Source organism: Salmonella sp. 2020_1459, from assembly GCF_043847915.1.
GTDB lineage: Bacteria > Pseudomonadota > Gammaproteobacteria > Enterobacterales > Enterobacteriaceae > Salmonella > Salmonella enterica.
On sequence record NZ_JBCMFA010000003.1, the window covers coordinates 648,925 to 669,445 of the forward strand.

Below are 20,521 nucleotides of genomic sequence, written 5' to 3' on the forward strand. Positions count from 1 at the left end.
AGACCGCCTCTTAAAAAGAGGCCAAAGCCTGCCATTTTTAGTCTCCTTTGGCGATGACCTGGATCAATCGTCCCGGAAGGCTTTTACCCATTGCATAATCAAGCAAAATAAACGATATTTCATTCATAATCCCGCTGATGATTTTTCCTGATATTCCCCTCTTTTTTCAGCGTTTGCTGGGTCATCGATAAAAACAGTAGCATTCAATACTGCTCACGCTTAAAACAGCATAAAATGCCAAGATTTTTGAAAAAGCAAGGTCAGATAATGCCTGGCGAGCGACTCTTATAGTGAGACAGATCACAGGCTTTCTGCCGCTCCGTATTAGCAGCCCTTCTATAAAAAACCTTTTAATTTCAACAGATTCAAAAAGTTATCTGTGCTACAGCACACTTTTGCATAAATCAGTTTGCCATTTGACCTGGGTGTGGATTCCCGATAAGTTGGGGATCCGCTGGAAGCTTTCTGGATGAGCCGTCTGCTCATCATATTTATGCAGTAATTGAGATTCCCTCTTAACCGTATTTACCAATGCGCAAAGGACACAAAGAGGGCGAATGCGAGGTAAGCGTATGATGCGCCAGCCCCGTCGCCATGCTCTTGCTGTGCCCGCGCGCCGTCGGTTGGGAGAGCGTCCCGTAGAGCCTGGGGAGGTTCACTGATATGTTGTACGATAAATCCCTTGAGAAGGATAACTGTGGTTTCGGCCTGATCGCCCACATAGAAGGCGAACCTAGCCACAAGGTAGTGCGTACCGCCATACACGCGCTGGCCCGGATGCAGCACCGTGGCGCGATCCTTGCCGACGGTAAAACCGGCGACGGTTGCGGCTTGCTGTTACAAAAACCTGACCGTTTCTTTCGCATCGTGGCCGAAGAGCGCGGCTGGCGCTTAGCCAAAAACTACGCCGTCGGGATGATCTTTTTGAATAAAGATCCTGAACTGGCCGCCGCGTCACGCCATATTGTCGAAGAAGAATTACAGCAGGAAACCCTGTCGATTGTCGGCTGGCGCGATGTGCCAACCAATGAAGGCGTGCTCGGTGAAATCGCCCTCTCCTCCCTGCCGCGTATTGAGCAGATTTTTGTCAACGCTCCGGCGGGCTGGCGTCCGCGCGATATGGAGCGCCGTCTGTTTATCGCCCGCCGACGCATTGAAAAACGCCTGCAGAACGACAAAGATTTCTACGTATGCAGCCTGTCGAACCTGGTCAACATTTATAAAGGTCTGTGTATGCCGGCGGATCTGCCGCGCTTCTACCTGGATCTTGCGGATCTGCGTCTGGAATCGGCCATCTGTCTGTTCCACCAGCGCTTTTCCACTAACACCGTGCCGCGTTGGCCGCTGGCGCAGCCGTTCCGCTACCTGGCGCATAACGGCGAGATTAACACCATCACCGGCAACCGCCAGTGGGCGCGCGCCCGTACCTATAAATTCCAGACGCCGCTGATCCCGGATTTACAGTCCGCTGCGCCGTTTGTTAACGAAACCGGTTCGGATTCCAGCTCGCTGGACAACATGCTGGAACTGCTGCTGGCAGGCGGGATGGACATTATCCGCGCCATGCGCCTGTTGGTGCCGCCCGCCTGGCAGAACAACCCGGATATGGACCAGGATCTGCGCGCCTTCTTTGACTTTAACTCCATGCATATGGAGCCGTGGGATGGTCCGGCAGGCATCGTGATGTCCGACGGGCGCTTCGCCGCCTGTAACCTTGACCGTAACGGTCTGCGCCCGGCACGCTATGTCATTACCAAAGATAAGCTGATCACCTGCGCCTCCGAAGTCGGTATCTGGGACTATCAGCCGGATGAAGTGGTCGAGAAAGGCCGCGTCGGCCCAGGTGAACTGATGGTGATCGACACCCGCGGCGGACGTATTCTGCATTCCGCGGAAACCGATGACGATCTGAAAAGCCGCCATCCATATAAAGAGTGGATGGAGAAAAACGTCCGCCGCCTGGTGCCGTTTGAAGAGCTGCCTGATGAAGAAGTTGGTAGCCGCGAACTGGACGATGACCTGCTCGCCAGCTATCAGAAACAGTTTAACTACAGCGCCGAAGAGCTGGACTCGGTTATCCGCGTATTGGGCGAAAACGGCCAGGAAGCCGTCGGTTCAATGGGCGACGATACCCCCTTTGCCGTGCTCTCCAGCCAGCCGCGTATTATTTACGACTACTTCCGCCAGCAGTTCGCGCAGGTCACTAACCCGCCTATCGACCCGCTGCGTGAAGCGCACGTCATGTCGCTCGCCACCAGCATCGGTCGCGAAATGAACGTCTTCTGCGAAGCGGAAGGTCAGGCCCATCGCCTGAGTTTTAAATCGCCAATTCTGCTGTACTCCGATTTCAAACAGCTCACCACCATGAGCGAGCATCACTACCGCGCCGACTGGCTTGATATTACCTTTGATGTCACCGAAACCACACTGGACGCGACGGTTAAAGCGCTGTGCGATAAAGCGGAACAGATGGTGCGTAACGGCACCGTGCTGCTGGTCCTCTCGGATCGCAATATCGGTAAGAATCGCCTGCCGGTCCCCGCGCCGATGGCGGTGGGCGCGGTGCAGACTCGTCTGGTAGAACAAAGCCTGCGCTGCGACGCCAACATCATCGTAGAAACCGGAAGCGCCCGCGATCCGCATCACTTTGCGGTACTGCTCGGCTTTGGCGCAACGGCCATCTATCCGTACCTGGCCTACGAAACGCTGGGGCGTCTGATTGATACCCAGGCCATCGCCAAAAACTACCGTACCGTGATGCAGAACTACCGTAACGGCATCAACAAGGGGCTGTACAAAATTATGTCCAAAATGGGCATTTCGACCATTGCCTCTTACCGCTGCTCCAAACTGTTTGAAGCGGTCGGGCTGCACGATGATGTGGTAAACCTGTGCTTCCAGGGCGTGGTCAGCCGTATCGGCGGCGCGAGCTTTGATGACTTCCAGCAGGATCTGCTGAATCTCTCCAAACGCGCCTGGCTGGCGCGCAAACCCATTAGCCCGGGCGGCCTGCTGAAGTACGTCCACGGCGGCGAATATCACGCCTATAACCCGGATGTCGTGCGTACCCTGCAACAGGCGGTACAGAGCGGCGAGTACAGCGATTATCAGGAATACGCCAAACTGGTCAATGAGCGTCCGGCGGCAACGCTGCGCGATCTGCTGGCGATACATCCAGACGGCGAGGCGGTGACTATCGACGAGGTTGAGCCCGCCAGTGAGCTGTTTAAACGCTTTGATACCGCAGCCATGTCTATCGGCGCATTAAGTCCGGAAGCGCACGAAGCGCTGGCGGAAGCGATGAACAGCCTCGGCGGCAACTCCAACTCCGGCGAAGGCGGCGAAGACCCGGCGCGCTACGGCACCAATAAAGTGTCGCGTATCAAACAGGTGGCCTCCGGTCGCTTTGGCGTGACGCCGGCCTACCTGGTCAATGCCGATGTGATTCAGATTAAAGTCGCGCAGGGCGCGAAACCGGGCGAAGGCGGTCAGTTGCCGGGGGATAAAGTCACTCCGTACATCGCCAAACTGCGCTATTCAGTGCCGGGCGTGACGCTGATCTCCCCGCCGCCGCACCACGATATCTACTCTATCGAGGACTTAGCGCAGCTCATTTTCGACCTCAAACAGGTCAACCCGAAGGCGATGATCTCCGTGAAGCTGGTGTCCGAACCGGGCGTCGGCACCATCGCGACCGGCGTGGCGAAAGCCTATGCGGATCTGATTACTATCGCCGGTTACGACGGCGGTACTGGCGCCAGCCCGCTCTCTTCGGTGAAATATGCTGGCTGCCCGTGGGAACTCGGACTTGTTGAAACCCAGCAGGCGCTGGTCGCCAACGGTCTGCGTCACAAGATTCGTCTGCAGGTGGACGGCGGTCTGAAAACCGGCGTCGATATCATTAAAGCGGCAATTCTCGGTGCGGAAAGTTTCGGCTTCGGCACCGGCCCGATGGTGGCGCTGGGCTGTAAATACCTGCGCATTTGCCATCTGAACAACTGCGCAACCGGCGTGGCGACGCAGGATGAAAAACTGCGTAAGAACCACTATCACGGCCTGCCGTTCAAAGTAACCAACTACTTTGAATTTATCGCCCGCGAAGTGCGCGAGCTGATGGCTTCGCTTGGCGTGACCCGCCTGGTGGATTTGATTGGCCGCACCGACCTGCTGAAAGAGCTGGAGGGCTTCACCGCTAAACAGCAGAAGCTGGCGCTGTCTCGTCTACTGGAAACCGCTGAACCTCATCCGGGTAAAGCGCTGTACTGCACCGAGAATAACCCGCCGTTTGATAACGGCGTGCTGAATGCGCAACTGTTGCAGCAGGCGAAGCCGTTTGTCGATGCGCGCCAGAGCAAAACCTTCTGGTTCGACATCCGCAACACCGATCGTTCCGTCGGCGCGTCGCTTTCCGGCTACATCGCACAGACCCACGGCGATCAGGGGCTGGCTTCCGATCCGATTAAAGCGCACTTCAGCGGTACCGCAGGCCAGAGCTTTGGCGTGTGGAACGCGGGCGGCGTGGAGTTATATCTGACTGGCGATGCCAACGACTATGTCGGTAAAGGTATGGCAGGCGGTTTGATCGCCATCAGACCACCGGTAGGTTCCGCCTTCCTCAGTCATAAAGCCAGCATTATCGGCAACACCTGCCTGTATGGAGCGACCGGTGGCCGTCTGTACGCGGCGGGGCGCGCGGGCGAACGTTTCGGCGTGCGTAACTCCGGGGCGATTACCGTAGTAGAGGGCATCGGCGACAACGGCTGTGAATACATGACCGGCGGCATCGTCTGCGTGCTGGGTAAAACCGGCGTTAACTTCGGCGCGGGGATGACCGGCGGCTTCGCCTATGTGCTGGACGAAGATGGCGAATTCCGTAAACGCGTGAACCCGGAACTGGTAGAAGTACTGGACGTTGATTCGCTGGCTATCCACGAAGAGCATCTGCGCGGTCTGATCACCGAGCACGTGCAGCATACTGGTTCGCAACGCGGCGAAGAGATCCTGTCCAGGTGGTCAAGCTTCTCAACCCAATTCGCGTTAGTGAAGCCCAAGTCCAGCGATGTCAAAGCCCTGTTGGGCCACCGTAGTCGTAGTGCGGCAGAATTGCGCGTGCAGGCGCAGTAAGGAATTGAAATGAGCCAGAATGTTTATCAATTTATCGACCTGCAGCGCGTTGATCCGCCGAAGAAACCGCTGAAGATCCGTAAGATCGAGTTTGTTGAAATCTACGAACCGTTTTCTGAAGGTCAGGCGAAAGCCCAGGCGGATCGCTGTTTGTCCTGCGGGAATCCCTACTGCGAGTGGAAATGTCCGGTACATAACTACATCCCGAACTGGCTGAAACTGGCTAACGAAGGGCGTATTTTTGAGGCGGCTGAGCTATCGCACCAGACCAACACCCTGCCGGAAGTGTGTGGCCGCGTCTGCCCGCAGGACCGCCTGTGCGAAGGCTCCTGTACGCTGCACGATGAGTTCGGCGCAGTGACCATCGGTAACATTGAGCGCTATATCAACGATAAAGCGTTTGAGATGGGCTGGCGCCCGGATATGACCGGCGTACGCCAGACGGACAAACGGGTAGCGATAATCGGCGCAGGTCCGGCAGGGCTGGCGTGCGCCGACGTGCTGACCCGCAACGGCGTGAAGGCGGTGGTCTTTGATCGCCATCCGGAAATCGGCGGCCTGCTGACCTTCGGTATTCCAGCTTTCAAACTGGAAAAAGAGGTGATGACCCGCCGTCGCGAGATCTTCACCGGCATGGGTATTGAGTTCAAACTTAATACCGAAGTGGGTCGTGATGTACAGCTTGAAGATCTGCTGAAAGATTACGATGCGGTATTCCTTGGCGTCGGCACCTATCAGTCGATGCGCGGCGGGCTGGAAAATGAAGATGCGGACGGGGTTTTCGACGCTCTGCCGTTCCTGATCGCCAATACGAAGCAGATCATGGGGTTTGGCGAAACCAGCGACGAACCATATGTCAGTATGGAAGGAAAGCGCGTGGTGGTGCTGGGCGGCGGCGATACCGCAATGGACTGCGTACGTACCTCCATACGCCAGGGCGCAACGCACGTAACCTGTGCTTATCGTCGTGATGAAGAGAACATGCCGGGTTCCAGACGCGAAGTGAAAAACGCGCGCGAGGAAGGTGTCGAGTTTCAGTTTAACGTTCAACCGCTGGGCATTGAAGTCAATGCCAACGGCAAAGTGAGCGGCGTAAAAATGGTGCGCACTGAAATGGGCGAACCGGATGCCCAAGGCCGTCGACGGGCGGAGATCGTCGCCGGTTCCGAGCATGTGGTTCCAGCTGATGCGGTGGTGATGGCATTTGGTTTTCGTCCACACAGCATGGAATGGCTGGCGAAACACAGCGTGGAACTGGACTCGCAGGGACGAATTATCGCGCCGGAACGCAGCGATAATGCTTTCCAGACCAGCAACCCGAAAATCTTCGCCGGTGGCGACATCGTGCGCGGTTCCGATCTGGTGGTGACGGCGATTGCCGAAGGCCGTAAGGCGGCTGACGGGATTATGAACTACCTCGAAGTGTAACCCTTCCGGCTCCCCACTTGATGCCTTGGCTGATGGCTGGGGAGCCGATATTCCTCTCCTCAATATCTCTCCTGCCGATTCTGGAAACCCGCTCGTAAATCGAGATGTAATGCCATGTAAAATCCGTTCATGGATTGATCCGTTTACGCCTGAAGCGTATTGATAGCGTTCTAATTTCACAATGAAACTATCACGTAAGGGATGACATGACGAATCCAACTTTAGCGCCACAGTCTGATGAATATCAGCAAATCCATAACGGAATTGTTCAACTGCTGGACACAGCGCGGACACAAACCGTTCGCAGCATCAACACCATCATGACAGCAACCTATTGGGAAATGGGTCGACGCATTGTTGAATTTGAACAAGGCGGTGAAGCCAGAGCGGCTTATGGTGAACAGCTAATTGATCGTTTATCACAGGATTTAAGCCAAAGATATAAACGAGGTTTTTCTGCCAGTAATCTATGGCAATTTAAAAAGTTTTATCTTTATTTTCAAAAAATTGAGATTCTCCAGACAGTGTCTGGAGAATCTCTCCATTTGGCGCAACTGGCTAAATCTTTCCCACTCCCCTGGTCGGCGTATGTCCGCCTCTTGTCGGTAAAAAATCCCGATGCCCGCACTTTTTACGAGAAAGAGACGCTACGTAACGGCTGGTCAGTTAGGCAGCTCGACAGGCAAATTGCCACTCAATTTTACGAACGAACGCTACTGTCCCACGACAAATCCGCCATGTTGCAGCAGCCTGCACCCGCCGAGCCAAACGTTTTGCCGGAGCAAGCCATACGCGACCCGTTCATTCTGGAATTTCTTAACCTGAAGGACGAGTATTCCGAATCAGATCTCGAAGACGCGCTGCTCAGCCACCTGATGGACTTTATGCTGGAGCTCGGTGACGATTTTGCTTTTGTTGGCCGCCAACGCCGACTACGCATAGACGATAGCTGGTTCCGCGTCGACCTGCTGTTCTTCCATCGTCGCTTGCGCTGCCTGTTGCTCGTTGACCTGAAGGTAGGCAAATTCGGTTATGCGGATGCCGGGCAGATGAATATGTACCTGAACTATGCCAAAGAGCACTGGACAATGCCCGGAGAAAACCCGCCAGTCGGCCTGGTTTTGTGCGCAGGGAAAGGCGCGGGGGAAGCGCATTACGCGCTGACTGGCCTGCCAAACACCATCATGGCGAGCGAATACAAAGTGCAGCTGCCCGACGAAAAATTACTCACAGACGAACTTATTCGTTCGCAAACCATGCTGGAAACTCAACTCACACGCGGTGGTTCACTGACAACGGAGAAAAACTAACGAACCATTAATGCCATGAATAATTATCAAAAAAACATCACACGAAAACGTTTGCTTTATTCTGAGAACTGTATATTATGCGGCGGATTTTTTGGGCAAAATTCATGGAGGCGTTGTGTCGCAGGACAACAATTATAGCCAGGGCCCCGTCCCTCTGGCGGCGCGGAAGGGCGTGATTCCACTGACGTTTGTCATGTTGGGTTTAACGTTTTTTTCCGCCAGTATGTGGACCGGAGGGACACTCGGCACCGGTCTTTCTTATAATGATTTCTTCCTCGCAGTTCTCTTCGGTAATCTCCTCCTCGGTATCTACACTGCATTTCTTGGTTACATCGGCGCAAAAACCGGACTCTCCACCCACCTCCTTGCACGTTACTCCTTTGGCGTTAAAGGCTCATGGCTTCCCTCGCTGCTGCTAGGCGGCACACAGGTAGGCTGGTTTGGCGTTGGCGTAGCGATGTTCGCTATTCCGGTCAGTAAAGCGACGGGCATTGATGCCAATATTCTGATTGCCGTTTCGGGTCTACTGATGACCCTGACCATTTTTTTCGGCATCTCGGCGTTGACCATTTTGTCTATCATTGCCGTACCCGCGATCGTTATACTGGGCAGCTACTCCGTCTGGCTGGCGATCAGCGGCGTGGGTGGGCTGGAGCATTTAAAAACGATAGTGCCGCAGACGCCGCTGGATTTTTCCAGCGCGCTGGCGCTGGTGGTGGGATCGTTTGTCAGCGCCGGTACATTGACCGCCGACTTCGTCCGCTTCGGGCGTCATGCCAAAAGCGCCGTACTGATTGCGATGATCGCTTTTTTCCTCGGCAACTCGCTGATGTTTATCTTTGGCGCGGCAGGCGCTGCCGCTGTCGGTCAGGCGGATATCTCTGACGTGATGATAGCGCAGGGGCTGCTGCTGCCCGCGATTGTGGTGCTCGGCCTGAATATATGGACCACCAACGATAACGCGCTGTACGCATCGGGTCTGGGCTTCGCCAATATTACCGGTCTTTCCAGCCGCACGCTGTCGGTGGTGAACGGGATTATCGGTACCGTGTGCGCGCTGTGGCTTTACAATAATTTTGTCGGCTGGCTGACGTTCCTGTCATCTGCCATCCCACCGATTGGCGGAGTGATTATTGCCGACTATCTGTTGAACCGCCGCCGCTATGCCGACTTCAACACCGTGCGCTTTATTCCCGTTAACTGGATTGCTATTCTTTCCGTCGCGCTGGGCATCGCCGCCGGACATTATGTTCCTGGTATTGTGCCCGTCAACGCCGTACTCGGCGGCGTCTTCAGCTATATCCTGCTGAATCCACTTTTCAACCGCAGCCTTGCTAAATCACCAGAGGTCAGCCATGCAGAACAATAACATCACTATTCGTCAGACGCGTCTGCAGGGACACGAAGGATTATGGCAGATTACGATTGAAAACGGGCGCTTTAGCCGGATTGAGCCTCAGGAAGCCGCATCGTTACCGCAGGGCGAAGTGCTTGATGCCGAAGGCGGCCTGGCTATTCCACCGTTTGTTGAGCCACATATCCACCTGGATACCACGCAAACGGCGGGTGAACCGAGCTGGAACCAGTCCGGCACACTGTTTGAAGGGATTGAGCGCTGGGCAGAACGTAAAGCAATGCTCACGCATGAAGATGTGAAAGCGCGCGCGATGCAGACCCTGAAATGGCAGATGGCTAACGGCATCCAGTACGTTCGTACTCACGTTGACGTTTCAGATCCTACGCTCACCGCGCTGAAAGCCATGCTGGAAGTGAAGCAAGAGGTTGCGCCGTGGGTAGACCTGCAAATTGTCGCCTTTCCGCAAGAAGGTATTCTGTCTTATCCTAACGGTGAAGCGCTGTTAGAGGAAGCCGTGCGTTTGGGCGCTGACGTTATTGGCGCCATTCCGCACTTTGAGTTCACGCGGGAATATGGCGTTGAATCGCTGCACAAAACCTTCGCCCTGGCGCAAAAATACGATCGCTTGATCGATGTGCACTGCGACGAAATTGATGACGAGCAGTCTCGCTTTGTCGAAACGGTCGCGGCGCTGGCGCATCGTGATGGCATGGGGGCGCGCGTGACCGCCAGCCATACCACGGCTATGCACTCGTACAACGGCGCGTATGCGTCACGCTTGTTCCGCCTGTTGAAAATGTCGGGGATTAACTTCGTCGCCAACCCGCTGGTGAATATTCATCTGCAAGGACGGTTTGACACTTACCCGAAACGTCGTGGCGTCACGCGGGTGAAAGAGATGCTGGAAGCGGGGATCAACGTCTGCTTTGGCCATGATGACGTCTTCGACCCGTGGTATCCATTAGGCACCGCCAATATGCTGCAGGTGCTGCATATGGGGTTACACGTTTGCCAGTTGATGGGGTATGGGCAAATCAACGACGGGTTAAATCTGATCACTACCCACAGCGCAAAAACCCTGCATTTACAGGACTACGGTCTGAGCGTCGGCAATGCCGCGAATCTGGTTATCTTACCCGCTGAGAATGGATTCGATGCGGTACGTCGCCAGACGCCTGCGCGTTACTCGATTCGCCACGGGCGAGTGATTGCCGAGACGGTGCCGAGCCAGACGACGCTGCACCTGACCCAGCCGGAAGCCGTGACGTTTAAGCGTTAACCCGTCATACCCGCGCTCTCCGGCACATTCACCACGCAGCCCCGTAAGGGGCTGCGTTCGGAAGACTGCTCCGGCAAGAGATTCAGGCCGTCAGCAGACTGGCGCGTACTTTCACTACCACTTTCTTGATGTCATCCGGCTCACCCACTGCACATCCCGGTTTATGCGGTTCTCCCGGCATAAACACAGCAAACATCCCCGCTTGCAGCGTAATAGTCTGCTCGTCGACAATTTGACTACAAAGCTGGTAATCCTCTTCAACGTGCATCTCCTCGCACTGGCGAGCGGCACCGGACATCCCAAACGCAATACGCTCGACGCCGGTTAGTAGTAGCTGAATATCAATGTATTGTTCATGCAATTCCGCTTTCTTCTCGGCCGGCATTTGCGTCGTTAACTGCATTACATTCATAAAGACATTGTCGCCCTGCAATTCATAGCGCCCCGGCGCTTTCTCCTGCGGCCTTGCCGCCAGCGCGAGAGTCAAGGCATCCAACAATCGCGGATGCAACCCGCAAGAAGGCAACGACTGTACTTCCCCCATCATCATAATGTGTCTCCTTGAGCTAACAACGCAGCGCCTAATAATCCTGCGTCATGCCGATAGCGAGCGGCGCTCAGCGCCACGTGATAAGGCGCAGGCTCTTGCATCAAAAACGCGCGAACCTGCTCCAGGTATCCCTCAGCTAACCCTACGCTGCCGCCAATGACCACACACTGGCAGTCGGTAGTCGCTTTCACATCGGCGATCATTCGCGCTATTACCTGCGCGGATTGGCTTACCAGATGTCGCGCCTGCTGATGACCTTCGCCAGCGCGAATAAATAGGGTTTTGGCGTCGCATCCCGCCAGATCGTCCCGCGCCGCCGCGGCCATCCCTCGTCCAGAGGCGATGGCCTCTACGCAGCCAACGCGTCCACAGCCGCATACGGGCCCGTGTGGGTCCGCCAGGGTGTGTCCCAGGTGCCCGGCCAGACCGCCTTTTCCGGTAAGGAGCTTGCCGTCGCAGACAACGCCGCCGCCAACGCCGGTTGAAACGGTGATAAATACCATATCGCGGATATCATCAGGGAGCGCGTGATACTCCGCCCAGGCCGCCGCCTGCGCGTCGTTCACCGCCAACGTCGGCAGGCCAGCGATCGTTTCCAGTGTTTGTACTAACGGAAAGTGTAGCAAGCCGCCCAGATTATGGGGGTTTAGCGCCAGCAGCATCCCTTCCTGAATGATCCCGGTAGAAGCTATCGCTACCTGACGCGCCTCTGCCCGTAGTGGTTCAACCAGCGCCTTTAATGCTTCACGTAACGCATCCGGCGTTTTGCTCGCGGGGGTCGGTAGCTCGCGACGCTGGCTAATGCGCAAGTTTTTGTCGATGAGCGCGGCGGCAAGTTTAGTCCCGCCAATATCAATTGCTAACGTAGTCATGACGCCGCCTTTTTTAATGCGTCGTTATACCATCCACAGATATGTTCCAGACGGGTAATGGCGGACCCCACCGTCACCGCCCATGCGCCATAGCGGATCGCCTCCGCTGCCAGTGCTGGCGAGTTATAGCGCCCTTCGGCTATTACCCGGCATCCGGCGTCATGCAACGCTTTGACTAAGGGCAGATCGGGTTCCTCCGGCGTATCGGGGGTGGTGTAGCCGGACATTGTCGTGCCGATAATGTCCGCACCCAACCGTTGACAGGCGAGACCATCGTCCACGGATGAGCAGTCGGCCATCGCCAGTAGATGGTGGTGATGAATGCGCGCCAACAACGCCTCAACGGCTACCGGCCGTTGCCGAGCGGTTCCATCAACGGCGATAATAGCTGCTCCGGCCTGTGCCAGCGCATCTACATCGTCGAGAAAAGGGGTAATGCGCACTGGAGAGTCGTCCAGATCGCGTTTGATAATGCCGATAATGGGTACCGAAACGAGCGAGCGGGTCATACGCAGGTTGTCTATGCCTTCAATACGCACCGCAACCGCGCCCGCCTGTTCCGCTGCCAACGCCATTGCCGCTACAATCTCCGGCTTATCCAGCGGACTGCCCGGAACGGGCTGGCAGGAGACAATCAGGCCGCCAGAAGCGGCAATATTTTTATCCAGTTGTTCAAGTAACGACATACTACTCCCTTACAAATATTGCCCGGTTGAAAACCGGGCAAGCGGATTAACTTTTCGTTTTTACAAAGGCACCTTTACCACTGCCAAGCGGTACGGCTCCGCTGAACGGTTTGTCGTCAATAGCATCGTGGGTGCGTAACGCTTCCGGACGTAGCCAACGCTGTACGCGAGACGGCATATCAAGCCCAATAAGCAGGATCACGACAAACGTCAGGCTGAAAGAGAGCGATGCCAGCGCAGTGCCCAAATCCAGACGTTGAGCGATCAGCGCTCCCAGGATCGGCGCCAGCGCGCCGCCGAGCGCGCCGACGTTATAAGTAAAGCCCAGCCCCGCCGCGCGCTGATCGGTATCGAAGTAACCGCCGATCAGTTTCGGTAGAATCCCGGCAATCCCCTGCCCCAACATCTGTTGGAAAAACAGTAGCAGACCCAGAACCCAGACGTTTGTGCCGCCAATCGCAAAGACCGGAATAATGAGGATTTGCGAGGCCAGCAGGCTACAGACATATGCTTTACGCGTTCCCAGCCAGTCGCCAAGAAAACCGCCTACGCAGCAACCAACCGCCGCGCCAAATCCGCTAAAGAACAGGACATTCGCCACCGTATGCGGATCGTAGGCCAGCTCGGTTTTCAGATAAGTGGGTAATAGCGCCTGAATCGGCCAGGAATAGAGGAAAGCAAACAGTACCACCAGCATCAGCATGACGCCAGTGGGCCAGCGTTTACCGCTGCTCTGCACCATAAAGCTGATAAAGATAACCGCGCACAGTAGTCCCAGCCCCGCCACAATCGCAGCATTTTGTAGGTTACCGGCAAAACAGAACCACAGCGCAGCGGCGGCGGCGAAAGTCATTAAAATGTTGATGATGCGATGCTCGCCCCGATAAAGAATGTCGACCATCGTGCGTACCGGCGCTTTACCCGCGTGTTTCTCTTTCCAGTCTTCCGCTTCCGGAATGTTTTTCCGCAGCCAGAGAGCGAAGATAATTGGCAAAATGCCAATGAAAAACAGCGCGCGCCAGCCCCAGACAGGCACCACCAGGCTGTACACCTGCGCGGCAACGACCGCGCCGACGGAGAAGCCGGAAATCAGAAAACCGCTGGCTTTATTGCGTAAATGTTTTGGCCAGCTTTCAATCACATAGGTCGCGCTGGAACCATATTCGCCCGCCATGCCCATACCAATCACCAGTCGGGCGATGAACATGGTGGTGTAACCGGGCGCAAACCCGCATGCCAGGGTTCCCACCGAAAACAGAATGATGCTGCTGACCATCGCCAGACGACGCCCATAGCGATCGCCCATCGCGCCCAGTAATAACCCGCCGAACCAGCGAGAGATAAAAGCCGCAGAAATCAGGCTTGCCGCCTGTACCGTCGTCAGCCCAAATTCGCTTTGTACCTCAGTCAGTACAAGAGCAATTAACACAAAATCAAAACCATCAAGCAGATATCCCAGCCAGGCAGCGGAAAATGCCCGCCACTGCGCCCGGTTGAGATGGCGATACCACGGGATGTTCTGGGTAGAAGTACTCATTTTACTCTCCCGACGATTTTTGTTGTCGTTATGCCGAATGGCGGCTCCGCCTTATCCGGCCTACTGTTCGCACTGTTGTAGGCCGGGCAAGCGTAGCGCCCCCGGCATTATGCTGTTACGCCTTTTCTTCCATCAGTTGTTGAGCCAGCGCCTTGAGCGCCGGCAGATATTTTTCATCAACAGGCGCAAACGGTTTACGACATAGCGGCACCGATACCACGTCCATATAATGCAGGACCGTTTTCAGGCCGCGGAATACGCCGGTTTTAATCAGTAAATCAATAACCTTATTGCACTCGGTTTGCAGACGCTGCGCTTTCGCCACATCGCCCTCACGCAATGCCTGAACAATCCCCTGATAACGCCAGCCCATAATGTTGTATGTGCTGCCGATACCGCCGTCCGCGCCCGCCAGCAGGCCGGAAGCGAAGATTTCGTCATAACCGTTGTACAGCACCAGATCCGGATGCGCGCGGCGGATCTGCTCCATCTGGAAGAGATCGCCGGAGGTTTGCTTCAGCGCGCTCACGCCCGGTAATGTCACCAGCGTATTGATCTGATCGAGGGTAAGTTTTACGCCGCTTAACGCCGGAATGTTGTATACCACCATCGGCAATCCATCTGCGGAATCAATGATTGCCCGATAATGGTCACAGTGCTCTTCAAAACTGAAAGGGTAATAAAAAGGCGTCACCGCAGAGACTGCATCAAAACCGTAACGCTTTGCGGCGCTGGCAAGCTGCTGGCTTTCTGCGGTGCTTACTGTCCCGACATGGGCGATCAACGTGATTTTTCCCTTCGCCTCTTCGGCGACAATCTCCAGTACCTGCTCTCTTTCAGCAAGGCTCTGTACGAATGCTTCCCCGGTGGAACCGCCAACGTACAGCCCGTCGATACCCTGCCCGATGTTAAAACGCACCAGACGGCGCAGGCTTTCGCTATCCAGTTGCTGCTGATGATCAAATGGGGTCAACAACGCCGCCATTACGCCTTGCAATGCTTTTGCCATACCTACCTCTACGGATGATGAATATATTAACTACCTACCTTTATACCTGTTATACCAGATCAAATAAGCAGCAAATAATACAGAACGCTTATAGTGCGATCTGCTTCACTAAACCGGGATCGGAGGTGCGATCGCTACCGCATTTTTTGACTTTTTTTACCGAGCGCGTGCCAGGTAGCGGAAACGCTATTGAGGTGGGTTTGCAGAGCGCGATCCGCTTTATCGGGATCTCGCTGGCGAATGGCATCAACAATCACAATATGCTGTTGATAACTCACGTTATTATGTTCATGCAGCTCACGATCGGGAACGCTTGGGCGAGCGGCGATTAGCCAGTCCAGCAGAGCAACATGAATAGCCATAAAGATCGGATTGCCGGGAATTTCAGCCAGCACCCGGTGAAACTCGACATCCGAACGAATAAACAGCGCGTTGTCATCCAGCGACTGGCTATTAATTTCCAGCGCTTTCGTTAACAACGCGATCTGCTCGTCGGTGGCATGTTCCGCCGCATAGCGTACCAGGCTGGATTCAAAGAAAAGCCGTAGCTGTTCAAAGTGAGCGATGCCGCCAGGATGAGTAAGAAAATCTTTCGCCATACCCGACAGTTCGCTGATGATGGTATCAGCAGAGGGGCGCGAGACGCGGGCGCGTTCGCCGTTATTGATTTGCACCAGACCTTTACGTTTCAGCGCAGCTAACGCTTCACGCACGGAGGGACGCCCCACATTGAAGAAGGCCATTAATTCACGTTCAGACGGTAGCTGTTCTCCCTCGCCAAACTCATGACGGCGGATCATCTGCTCCAGCTCTTCCTCAACCATTTCAGACAGTTTTTTACGCGCCAGCGGGCGGCGGCGCAAACTACGCCCGAGGGATGTCGGTGAATCTTCTGCTTGCGAATCAAATGCGTTCATAACGTCCATTCATGAGTGGTCGGTGGCAAATAATAGCAAGCTTATCGTAACACAGCTTCAAAAGCAGGGTGAACCCGCGAGGAGGCCAAACAAAACAGGCCCTTCAGGGCCTGTTGATTATTTTACTACGCGCAGTGCCGGACGTCCGCCACGCGGCGGAGGCGGCTCGTCATCAGGACTACTGTCGTCATCGTGGTCGGGCTTATCGCCATCAATGACGGACATCACGGTCTCGCTTTCCGCGCCTGCGGTATTGTCATCATCATTTAAGCTGACAACGTCTTCATCATAGGCGGCTTCAGGCTCAAACATGGTGCCTGCGCCGTTTTCACGGGCGTAAATCGCCAGCACCGCAGCCAAAGGCACAGAAACCTGACGGGGAACGCCGCCGAAGCGCGCATTAAAACGCACTTCATCATTAGACAGCTCCAGATTACCTACCGCCCGCGGCGCAATATTGAGGACGATTTGCCCATCGCGCGCATATTCCATAGGGACATGCACGCCAGGCAGCATCACATCCACCACCAGATGCGGAGTCAACTGGTTATCCAGCAACCACTCGTAGAAAGCACGCAACAGATAGGGACGACGCGGCGTCAACTGTGACAAATCCATACAGGTTAACCCCGACCGAGGCGCATTTCACGTTCAGCTTCGGTTAAAGAAGCCAGGAAAGAATCACGTTCAAAGACGCGGGTCATATAGCCTTTCAGCTCTTTCGCCCCTGCGCCGCTGAATTCAATACCCAACTGCGGTAAACGCCACAGGAGAGGCGCCAGGTAGCAATCAACCAGGCTGAATTCGTCGCTCAGGAAATACGGTTTCTGACCAAATACCGGCGCAATCGCCAGCAGCTCTTCACGCAGTTGTTTACGCGCAGAGTCGGCCTCGGAAGCAGACCCGTTTACGATGACGTTCATCAGCGTATACCAGTCTTTTTCAATACGGTGCATGTACAGACGGCTTTCACCGCGCGCGACCGGATAAACCGGCATCAGCGGCGGATGAGGGAAACGCTCATCCAGATATTCCATAATGATGCGAGATTCCCACAGGGTCAGCTCACGATCCACCAGTGTCGGAACGCTTTGATTCGGGTTGAGGTCAATCAGATCCTGAGGTGGATTGTCCTTTTCCACATGTTCGATCTCAAAACTAACACCCTTTTCAGCCAACACAATGCGGACCTGATGGCTATAGATGTCAGTAGGACCAGAAAACAGCGTCATTACCGAACGTTTGTTGGCAGCGACAGCCATGAAAACCTCCAGGTATATTCAGAATTTTTACTGCTACCAGCCACAATGTGACCAGCCAGATGTTATGTCACCCAGGGCGAAAAAAGCCATCATTGCTCAGAAACGAGACAAAAAATGAACATTCCCCGCTATTTGGGCAGAAAATTGGATGATAGTTTACCAGATTTTGTGACCTTTGTGGTGAGTCGATTCTGGAAATGGGGAAAAAGAGACAACAATCCGCATTTCATCGTGACAGAAATGCATTGCCCATAAAAAAACCCGCCGAAGCGGGTTTTTTCGCTAACAGTTGTCTGCCGAAGCAGAAACCCATTAACGTTTGGAGAACTGCGGACGACGACGTGCTTTACGCAGGCCGACTTTCTTACGTTCAACCTGACGAGCGTCACGAGTAACGAAGCCAGCTTTACGCAGTTCGCCACGCAGGGACTCGTCGTACTCCATCAGAGCGCGGGTGATACCGTGACGGATCGCACCAGCCTGACCAGAGATACCACCACCTTTAACAGTGATGTACAGATCCAGTTTCTCAACCATGTCGACCAGTTCCAGCGGCTGACGAACTACCATGCGGGCAGTTTCACGACCGAAGTACTGTTCCAGAGAACGTTGGTTGATAACGATTTTACCGTTGCCCGGTTTGATGAACACGCGAGCTGCGGAACTTTTGCGGCGACCAGTGCCGTAGTATTGATTTTCAGCCATTGCCTATAATCCCGATTAGATGTCAAGAACTTGCGGTTGCTGTGCCGCGTGGTTGTGCTCGTTGCCCGCGTAAACTTTCAGTTTACGGAACATAGCACGACCCAGCGGGCCTTTTGGCAGCATGCCTTTAACCGCGATTTCAATCACACGCTCAGGACGGCGGGCAATCATCTCTTCAAAGGTCGCTTGTTTGATACCACCGATGTGGCCGGTGTGGTGATAGTACACTTTGTCAGTACGCTTGTTGCCGGTTACAGCAACTTTGTCAGCGTTCAGAACGATGATGTAATCACCGGTATCTACGTGCGGAGTGTATTCCGCTTTGTGCTTACCGCGCAGGCGACGAGCCAGTTCAGTAGCCAGACGGCCCAGAGTTTTACCGGTCGCGTCAACAACATACCAGTCGCGTTTTACGGTTTCTGGTTTAGCTGTAAAAGTTTTCATTAAAAGCTTACCCAAATAAATAAGTTACACGTTGGTGAACACCCAAACGTTTTAAATAGTTGAGGTTCACACGACAAAGTCCGGTAAACCTACCCCCTCGGATATGTTTGGCCGGCACAGAGAAAGTTTGGGAAAAAACTCTCTTGTAACGTGGGGTCGCAGGATTATAGAGAAGTCCAGGTCAAAGATCGACCCCTTTTTGCGATTTGCCGCGGGTTTTGTTCAGGCCTGGTTCACCCTCCGGTCGGGGAGGTTGCACAGATATAATACCGCATAATGCCGGAGCGCTGCGCTTGTCCGGCTTACGGCATATGCTCCCGCTTGAGATACTCCGCACTCTGCATCTCTTGCAGGCGCGACAGACAGCGCTGAAATTCAAACTTGAGCCGCTCCCCCTGATAAATTTCATATAACGGCGCGGCAGCGCTGACCACCAGCTTAACGTGGCGCTCGTAAAACTCATCCACCAGCGCAATAAAGCGGCGCGCTTCGTTCTCCATCAGCGGCGTCATGACCGGCACGTCAAACAGCAGAACCGTGTGAAATAACCTTGAGAGCGCAATGTAATCATGCTGGCTGCGGGCCTCGACGCACAGCGTAGCGAAAGAGACCGCTAGCGTTTGGTTTTCAACGCCCAGGGTGGATAAAGAGCGATGATTGATTTCCAGCGTCGGAGCGTGCTCGCGCGCGGCCCCCGCTAACGCCAGCCACAGTTTATCCATTTGCCGCCGGGTTTCATCATTAAGCGGCGTTAGCCATAAATGGGCCTGCGTCAGCGTCCGCAGCCGGTAATCGACGCCGGCGTCCACATTCATAATGTCGCAGTGCTGTTTAATGGCATCGATAGCCGGCAGGAAGCGGGCGCGTTGCAAACCGTTGCGGTAGAGTTCATCCGGCGGAATATTGGAGGTCGCGACCAGCGTAATGCCGCGTGCAAACAGCGCTTTCATTAAACCGCCCAGCAGCATGGCGTCGGTAATATCGGTGACGAAAAACTCATCGAAACACAGTACGTCCGTCTCGGTTTTAAACCGATCGGCAATAATGTCTAACGGATCGATCTGTCCCTGTAACGCGGTAAGCTCTTCATGCACGCGCAGCATAAACCGATGAAAATGCAGGCGTAGTTTTCGCTCGCCCGGCAGGCTGTGGTAGAAGAGATCCATGAGCCATGTTTTGCCGCGACCCACGCCCCCCCACATATACAGCCCGCGAACCGGTATTTGCGCGTCCGGTTCGTTTTTGCCTAATAATTTCCCCAGTCGCGCTATCAGACCGCCGGGTGGCGTAGCCGACGATTTTTTCGCGGTGAGCGCCTGATAAAGGGTTTCCAGACGGTCGACCGCCTCTTTCTGTACGTCGTCAGGCTGATGGGTGCCTTCGTTGAGTGCCTGGAGATAACGCGATGTAGGGGAAAGGCTTTGCATAATGTTATTGTTATTCCTTGAAAATCGATGTGCCGTCGTTCACGGCTGACGAAAAAAAGGCCGTTCTACACTACGCGATATGCTGTCGGGATTCCACTTCTACGGAATTAGCGGTTATAGTGGCATAATCAGGCGCGGGCATGGAGCCTGGAGCCAACACCCTACGGAAACATAAGACAACGGGAGATGTTCATGACCTGGGAATATGCGCTAATTGGATTAGTCGTCGGTATCATCATTGGTGCCGTGGCCATGCGTTTTGGTAATCGTAAGTTACGTCAACAGCAGGCATTGCAGTACGAACTGGAAAAAAACAAAGCTGAGCTGGAAGAGTACCGTGAAGAGCTGGTTAGCCACTTTGCCCGCAGCGCGGAACTGCTGGATACCATGGCGCATGATTACCGCCAGCTGTATCAGCATATGGCGAAAAGCTCCAGCAGCCTGCTGCCGGAAATGTCTGCGGAGTCGAATCCGTTCCGTAACCGTCTGGCGGAGTCTGAGGCGAGCAACGATCAGGCGCCAGTACAAATGCCACGTGATTATTCTGAAGGCGCGTCTGGCCTGTTACGTAGCGGCGCAAAGCGCGATTAATCGCACGCCGTTAAGAAATTTAT

At 54.7% G+C, this 20,521-nt stretch carries 17 protein-coding genes; 6 read left to right on the forward strand and 11 right to left on the reverse strand.

Features of this window, described 5'->3' with window-relative positions:
• Nucleotides 1-663 precede the first annotated feature (663 nt).
• The 5 genes from gltB to ACH0VJ_RS11625 all read left to right on the forward strand — a co-directional run bounded on the left by gltB (nt 664) and on the right by ACH0VJ_RS11625 (nt 10,498).
• Complete coding sequence (gltB, locus tag ACH0VJ_RS11605) at nt 664-5,124, forward strand: glutamate synthase large subunit (RefSeq protein WP_000965035.1); 4,461 nt, start codon at nt 664-666, stop codon at nt 5,122-5,124.
• Nucleotides 5,125-5,133: 9 nt separating this feature from the next.
• Complete coding sequence (gene gltD, locus ACH0VJ_RS11610) at nt 5,134-6,552, forward strand: glutamate synthase subunit GltD (RefSeq protein ID WP_000081637.1); 1,419 nt, start codon at nt 5,134-5,136, stop codon at nt 6,550-6,552.
• A 206-nt stretch (nt 6,553-6,758) separates the two neighbouring features.
• A complete protein-coding gene (locus ACH0VJ_RS11615) occupies nt 6,759-7,862 on the forward strand; it encodes a YhcG family protein (RefSeq protein ID WP_000184312.1) in 1,104 nt (367 codons plus the stop codon).
• 115 nt (nt 7,863-7,977) lie between these two features.
• A complete protein-coding gene (gene codB / locus ACH0VJ_RS11620; protein ID WP_000076261.1) occupies nt 7,978-9,231 on the forward strand; it encodes a cytosine permease in 1,254 nt (417 codons plus the stop codon).
• Nucleotides 9,218-10,498 (forward strand): cytosine deaminase, encoded by a 1,281-nt coding sequence (locus tag ACH0VJ_RS11625; protein WP_001180687.1) that lies wholly within the window; start codon nt 9,218-9,220, stop codon nt 10,496-10,498. Before codB ends, ACH0VJ_RS11625 begins: the two co-directional genes overlap by 14 nt.
• An 82-nt stretch (nt 10,499-10,580) precedes the next feature.
• Here the strand turns inward: ACH0VJ_RS11625 and nanQ are convergent, their stop codons facing one another.
• The 11 genes from nanQ to zapE all read right to left on the reverse strand — a co-directional run bounded on the left by nanQ (nt 10,581) and on the right by zapE (nt 19,907).
• Complete coding sequence (gene nanQ / locus ACH0VJ_RS11630) at nt 10,581-11,048, reverse strand: N-acetylneuraminate anomerase (protein WP_000979906.1); 468 nt, start codon at nt 11,046-11,048, stop codon at nt 10,581-10,583.
• On the reverse strand, nt 11,045-11,920 hold the full coding sequence (nanK, locus tag ACH0VJ_RS11635) for an N-acetylmannosamine kinase (protein WP_000208970.1): 876 nt from the start codon (nt 11,918-11,920) through the stop codon (nt 11,045-11,047). Before nanK ends, nanQ begins: the two co-directional genes overlap by 4 nt.
• The gene (locus tag ACH0VJ_RS11640; RefSeq protein ID WP_000054439.1) at nt 11,917-12,606 is read right to left on the reverse strand and encodes an N-acetylmannosamine-6-phosphate 2-epimerase; all 690 of its coding nucleotides are present in this window, start codon (nt 12,604-12,606) and stop codon (nt 11,917-11,919) included. The genes nanK and ACH0VJ_RS11640 overlap by 4 nt, the downstream gene beginning before the upstream one ends.
• A gap of 46 nt (nt 12,607-12,652) precedes the next feature.
• On the reverse strand, nt 12,653-14,143 hold the full coding sequence (gene nanT / locus ACH0VJ_RS11645; RefSeq protein ID WP_000108071.1) for a sialic acid transporter NanT: 1,491 nt from the start codon (nt 14,141-14,143) through the stop codon (nt 12,653-12,655).
• A gap of 115 nt (nt 14,144-14,258) precedes the next feature.
• Nucleotides 14,259-15,152: an N-acetylneuraminate lyase gene (gene nanA, locus ACH0VJ_RS11650; RefSeq protein WP_001029667.1), complete on the reverse strand. Its 894-nt coding sequence runs from the start codon at nt 15,150-15,152 to the stop codon at nt 14,259-14,261.
• A gap of 134 nt (nt 15,153-15,286) precedes the next feature.
• Nucleotides 15,287-16,078 carry a transcriptional regulator NanR gene (gene nanR, locus ACH0VJ_RS11655; RefSeq protein WP_000382926.1) on the reverse strand — a complete coding sequence of 264 codons (792 nt, stop codon included), beginning with the start codon at nt 16,076-16,078 and terminating at the stop codon, nt 15,287-15,289.
• A 108-nt stretch (nt 16,079-16,186) separates the two neighbouring features.
• Complete coding sequence (gene sspB, locus ACH0VJ_RS11660; protein ID WP_000366112.1) at nt 16,187-16,687, reverse strand: ClpXP protease specificity-enhancing factor; 501 nt, start codon at nt 16,685-16,687, stop codon at nt 16,187-16,189.
• Between the two features lie 5 nt (nt 16,688-16,692).
• Nucleotides 16,693-17,331, reverse strand: a complete 639-nt coding sequence (gene sspA / locus ACH0VJ_RS11665) for a stringent starvation protein SspA (RefSeq protein ID WP_000257298.1) — start codon at nt 17,329-17,331, stop codon at nt 16,693-16,695.
• 312 nt (nt 17,332-17,643) lie between these two features.
• The gene (gene rpsI / locus ACH0VJ_RS11670; protein WP_000829815.1) at nt 17,644-18,036 is read right to left on the reverse strand and encodes a 30S ribosomal protein S9; all 393 of its coding nucleotides are present in this window, start codon (nt 18,034-18,036) and stop codon (nt 17,644-17,646) included.
• Nucleotides 18,037-18,051: 15 nt separating this feature from the next.
• Nucleotides 18,052-18,480 carry a 50S ribosomal protein L13 gene (gene rplM, locus ACH0VJ_RS11675; RefSeq protein ID WP_000847559.1) on the reverse strand — a complete coding sequence of 143 codons (429 nt, stop codon included), beginning with the start codon at nt 18,478-18,480 and terminating at the stop codon, nt 18,052-18,054.
• Between the two features lie 302 nt (nt 18,481-18,782).
• The gene (gene zapE / locus ACH0VJ_RS11680; protein ID WP_001191222.1) at nt 18,783-19,907 is read right to left on the reverse strand and encodes a cell division protein ZapE; all 1,125 of its coding nucleotides are present in this window, start codon (nt 19,905-19,907) and stop codon (nt 18,783-18,785) included.
• A gap of 192 nt (nt 19,908-20,099) precedes the next feature.
• Between zapE and zapG the strand changes: the two genes are divergently transcribed.
• Nucleotides 20,100-20,498 carry a Z-ring associated protein ZapG gene (gene zapG, locus ACH0VJ_RS11685; RefSeq protein WP_001519074.1) on the forward strand — a complete coding sequence of 133 codons (399 nt, stop codon included), beginning with the start codon at nt 20,100-20,102 and terminating at the stop codon, nt 20,496-20,498.
• The last annotated feature ends 23 nt before the right edge of the window (nt 20,499-20,521 follow it).

Coding starts and splice junctions, on each gene's coding strand:
- gltB (WP_000965035.1), top strand. CDS start 664: ATGTTGTACGATAAATCCCTTGAGAAGGATAACTGTGGTTTCGGCCTG.
- gltD (WP_000081637.1), top strand. CDS start 5,134: ATGAGCCAGAATGTTTATCAATTTATCGACCTGCAGCGCGTTGATCCG.
- ACH0VJ_RS11615 (WP_000184312.1), top strand. CDS start 6,759: ATGACGAATCCAACTTTAGCGCCACAGTCTGATGAATATCAGCAAATC.
- ACH0VJ_RS11625 (WP_001180687.1), top strand. CDS start 9,218: ATGCAGAACAATAACATCACTATTCGTCAGACGCGTCTGCAGGGACAC.
- nanQ (WP_000979906.1), bottom strand. CDS start 11,048: ATGATGATGGGGGAAGTACAGTCGTTGCCTTCTTGCGGGTTGCATCCG.
- nanK (WP_000208970.1), bottom strand. CDS start 11,920: ATGACTACGTTAGCAATTGATATTGGCGGGACTAAACTTGCCGCCGCG.
- ACH0VJ_RS11640 (WP_000054439.1), bottom strand. CDS start 12,606: ATGTCGTTACTTGAACAACTGGATAAAAATATTGCCGCTTCTGGCGGC.
- nanT (WP_000108071.1), bottom strand. CDS start 14,143: ATGAGTACTTCTACCCAGAACATCCCGTGGTATCGCCATCTCAACCGG.
- nanA (WP_001029667.1), bottom strand. CDS start 15,152: ATGGCAAAAGCATTGCAAGGCGTAATGGCGGCGTTGTTGACCCCATTT.
- nanR (WP_000382926.1), bottom strand. CDS start 16,078: ATGGACGTTATGAACGCATTTGATTCGCAAGCAGAAGATTCACCGACA.
- sspB (WP_000366112.1), bottom strand. CDS start 16,687: ATGGATTTGTCACAGTTGACGCCGCGTCGTCCCTATCTGTTGCGTGCT.
- sspA (WP_000257298.1), bottom strand. CDS start 17,331: ATGGCTGTCGCTGCCAACAAACGTTCGGTAATGACGCTGTTTTCTGGT.
- rpsI (WP_000829815.1), bottom strand. CDS start 18,036: ATGGCTGAAAATCAATACTACGGCACTGGTCGCCGCAAAAGTTCCGCA.
- rplM (WP_000847559.1), bottom strand. CDS start 18,480: ATGAAAACTTTTACAGCTAAACCAGAAACCGTAAAACGCGACTGGTAT.
- zapE (WP_001191222.1), bottom strand. CDS start 19,907: ATGCAAAGCCTTTCCCCTACATCGCGTTATCTCCAGGCACTCAACGAA.
- zapG (WP_001519074.1), top strand. CDS start 20,100: ATGACCTGGGAATATGCGCTAATTGGATTAGTCGTCGGTATCATCATT.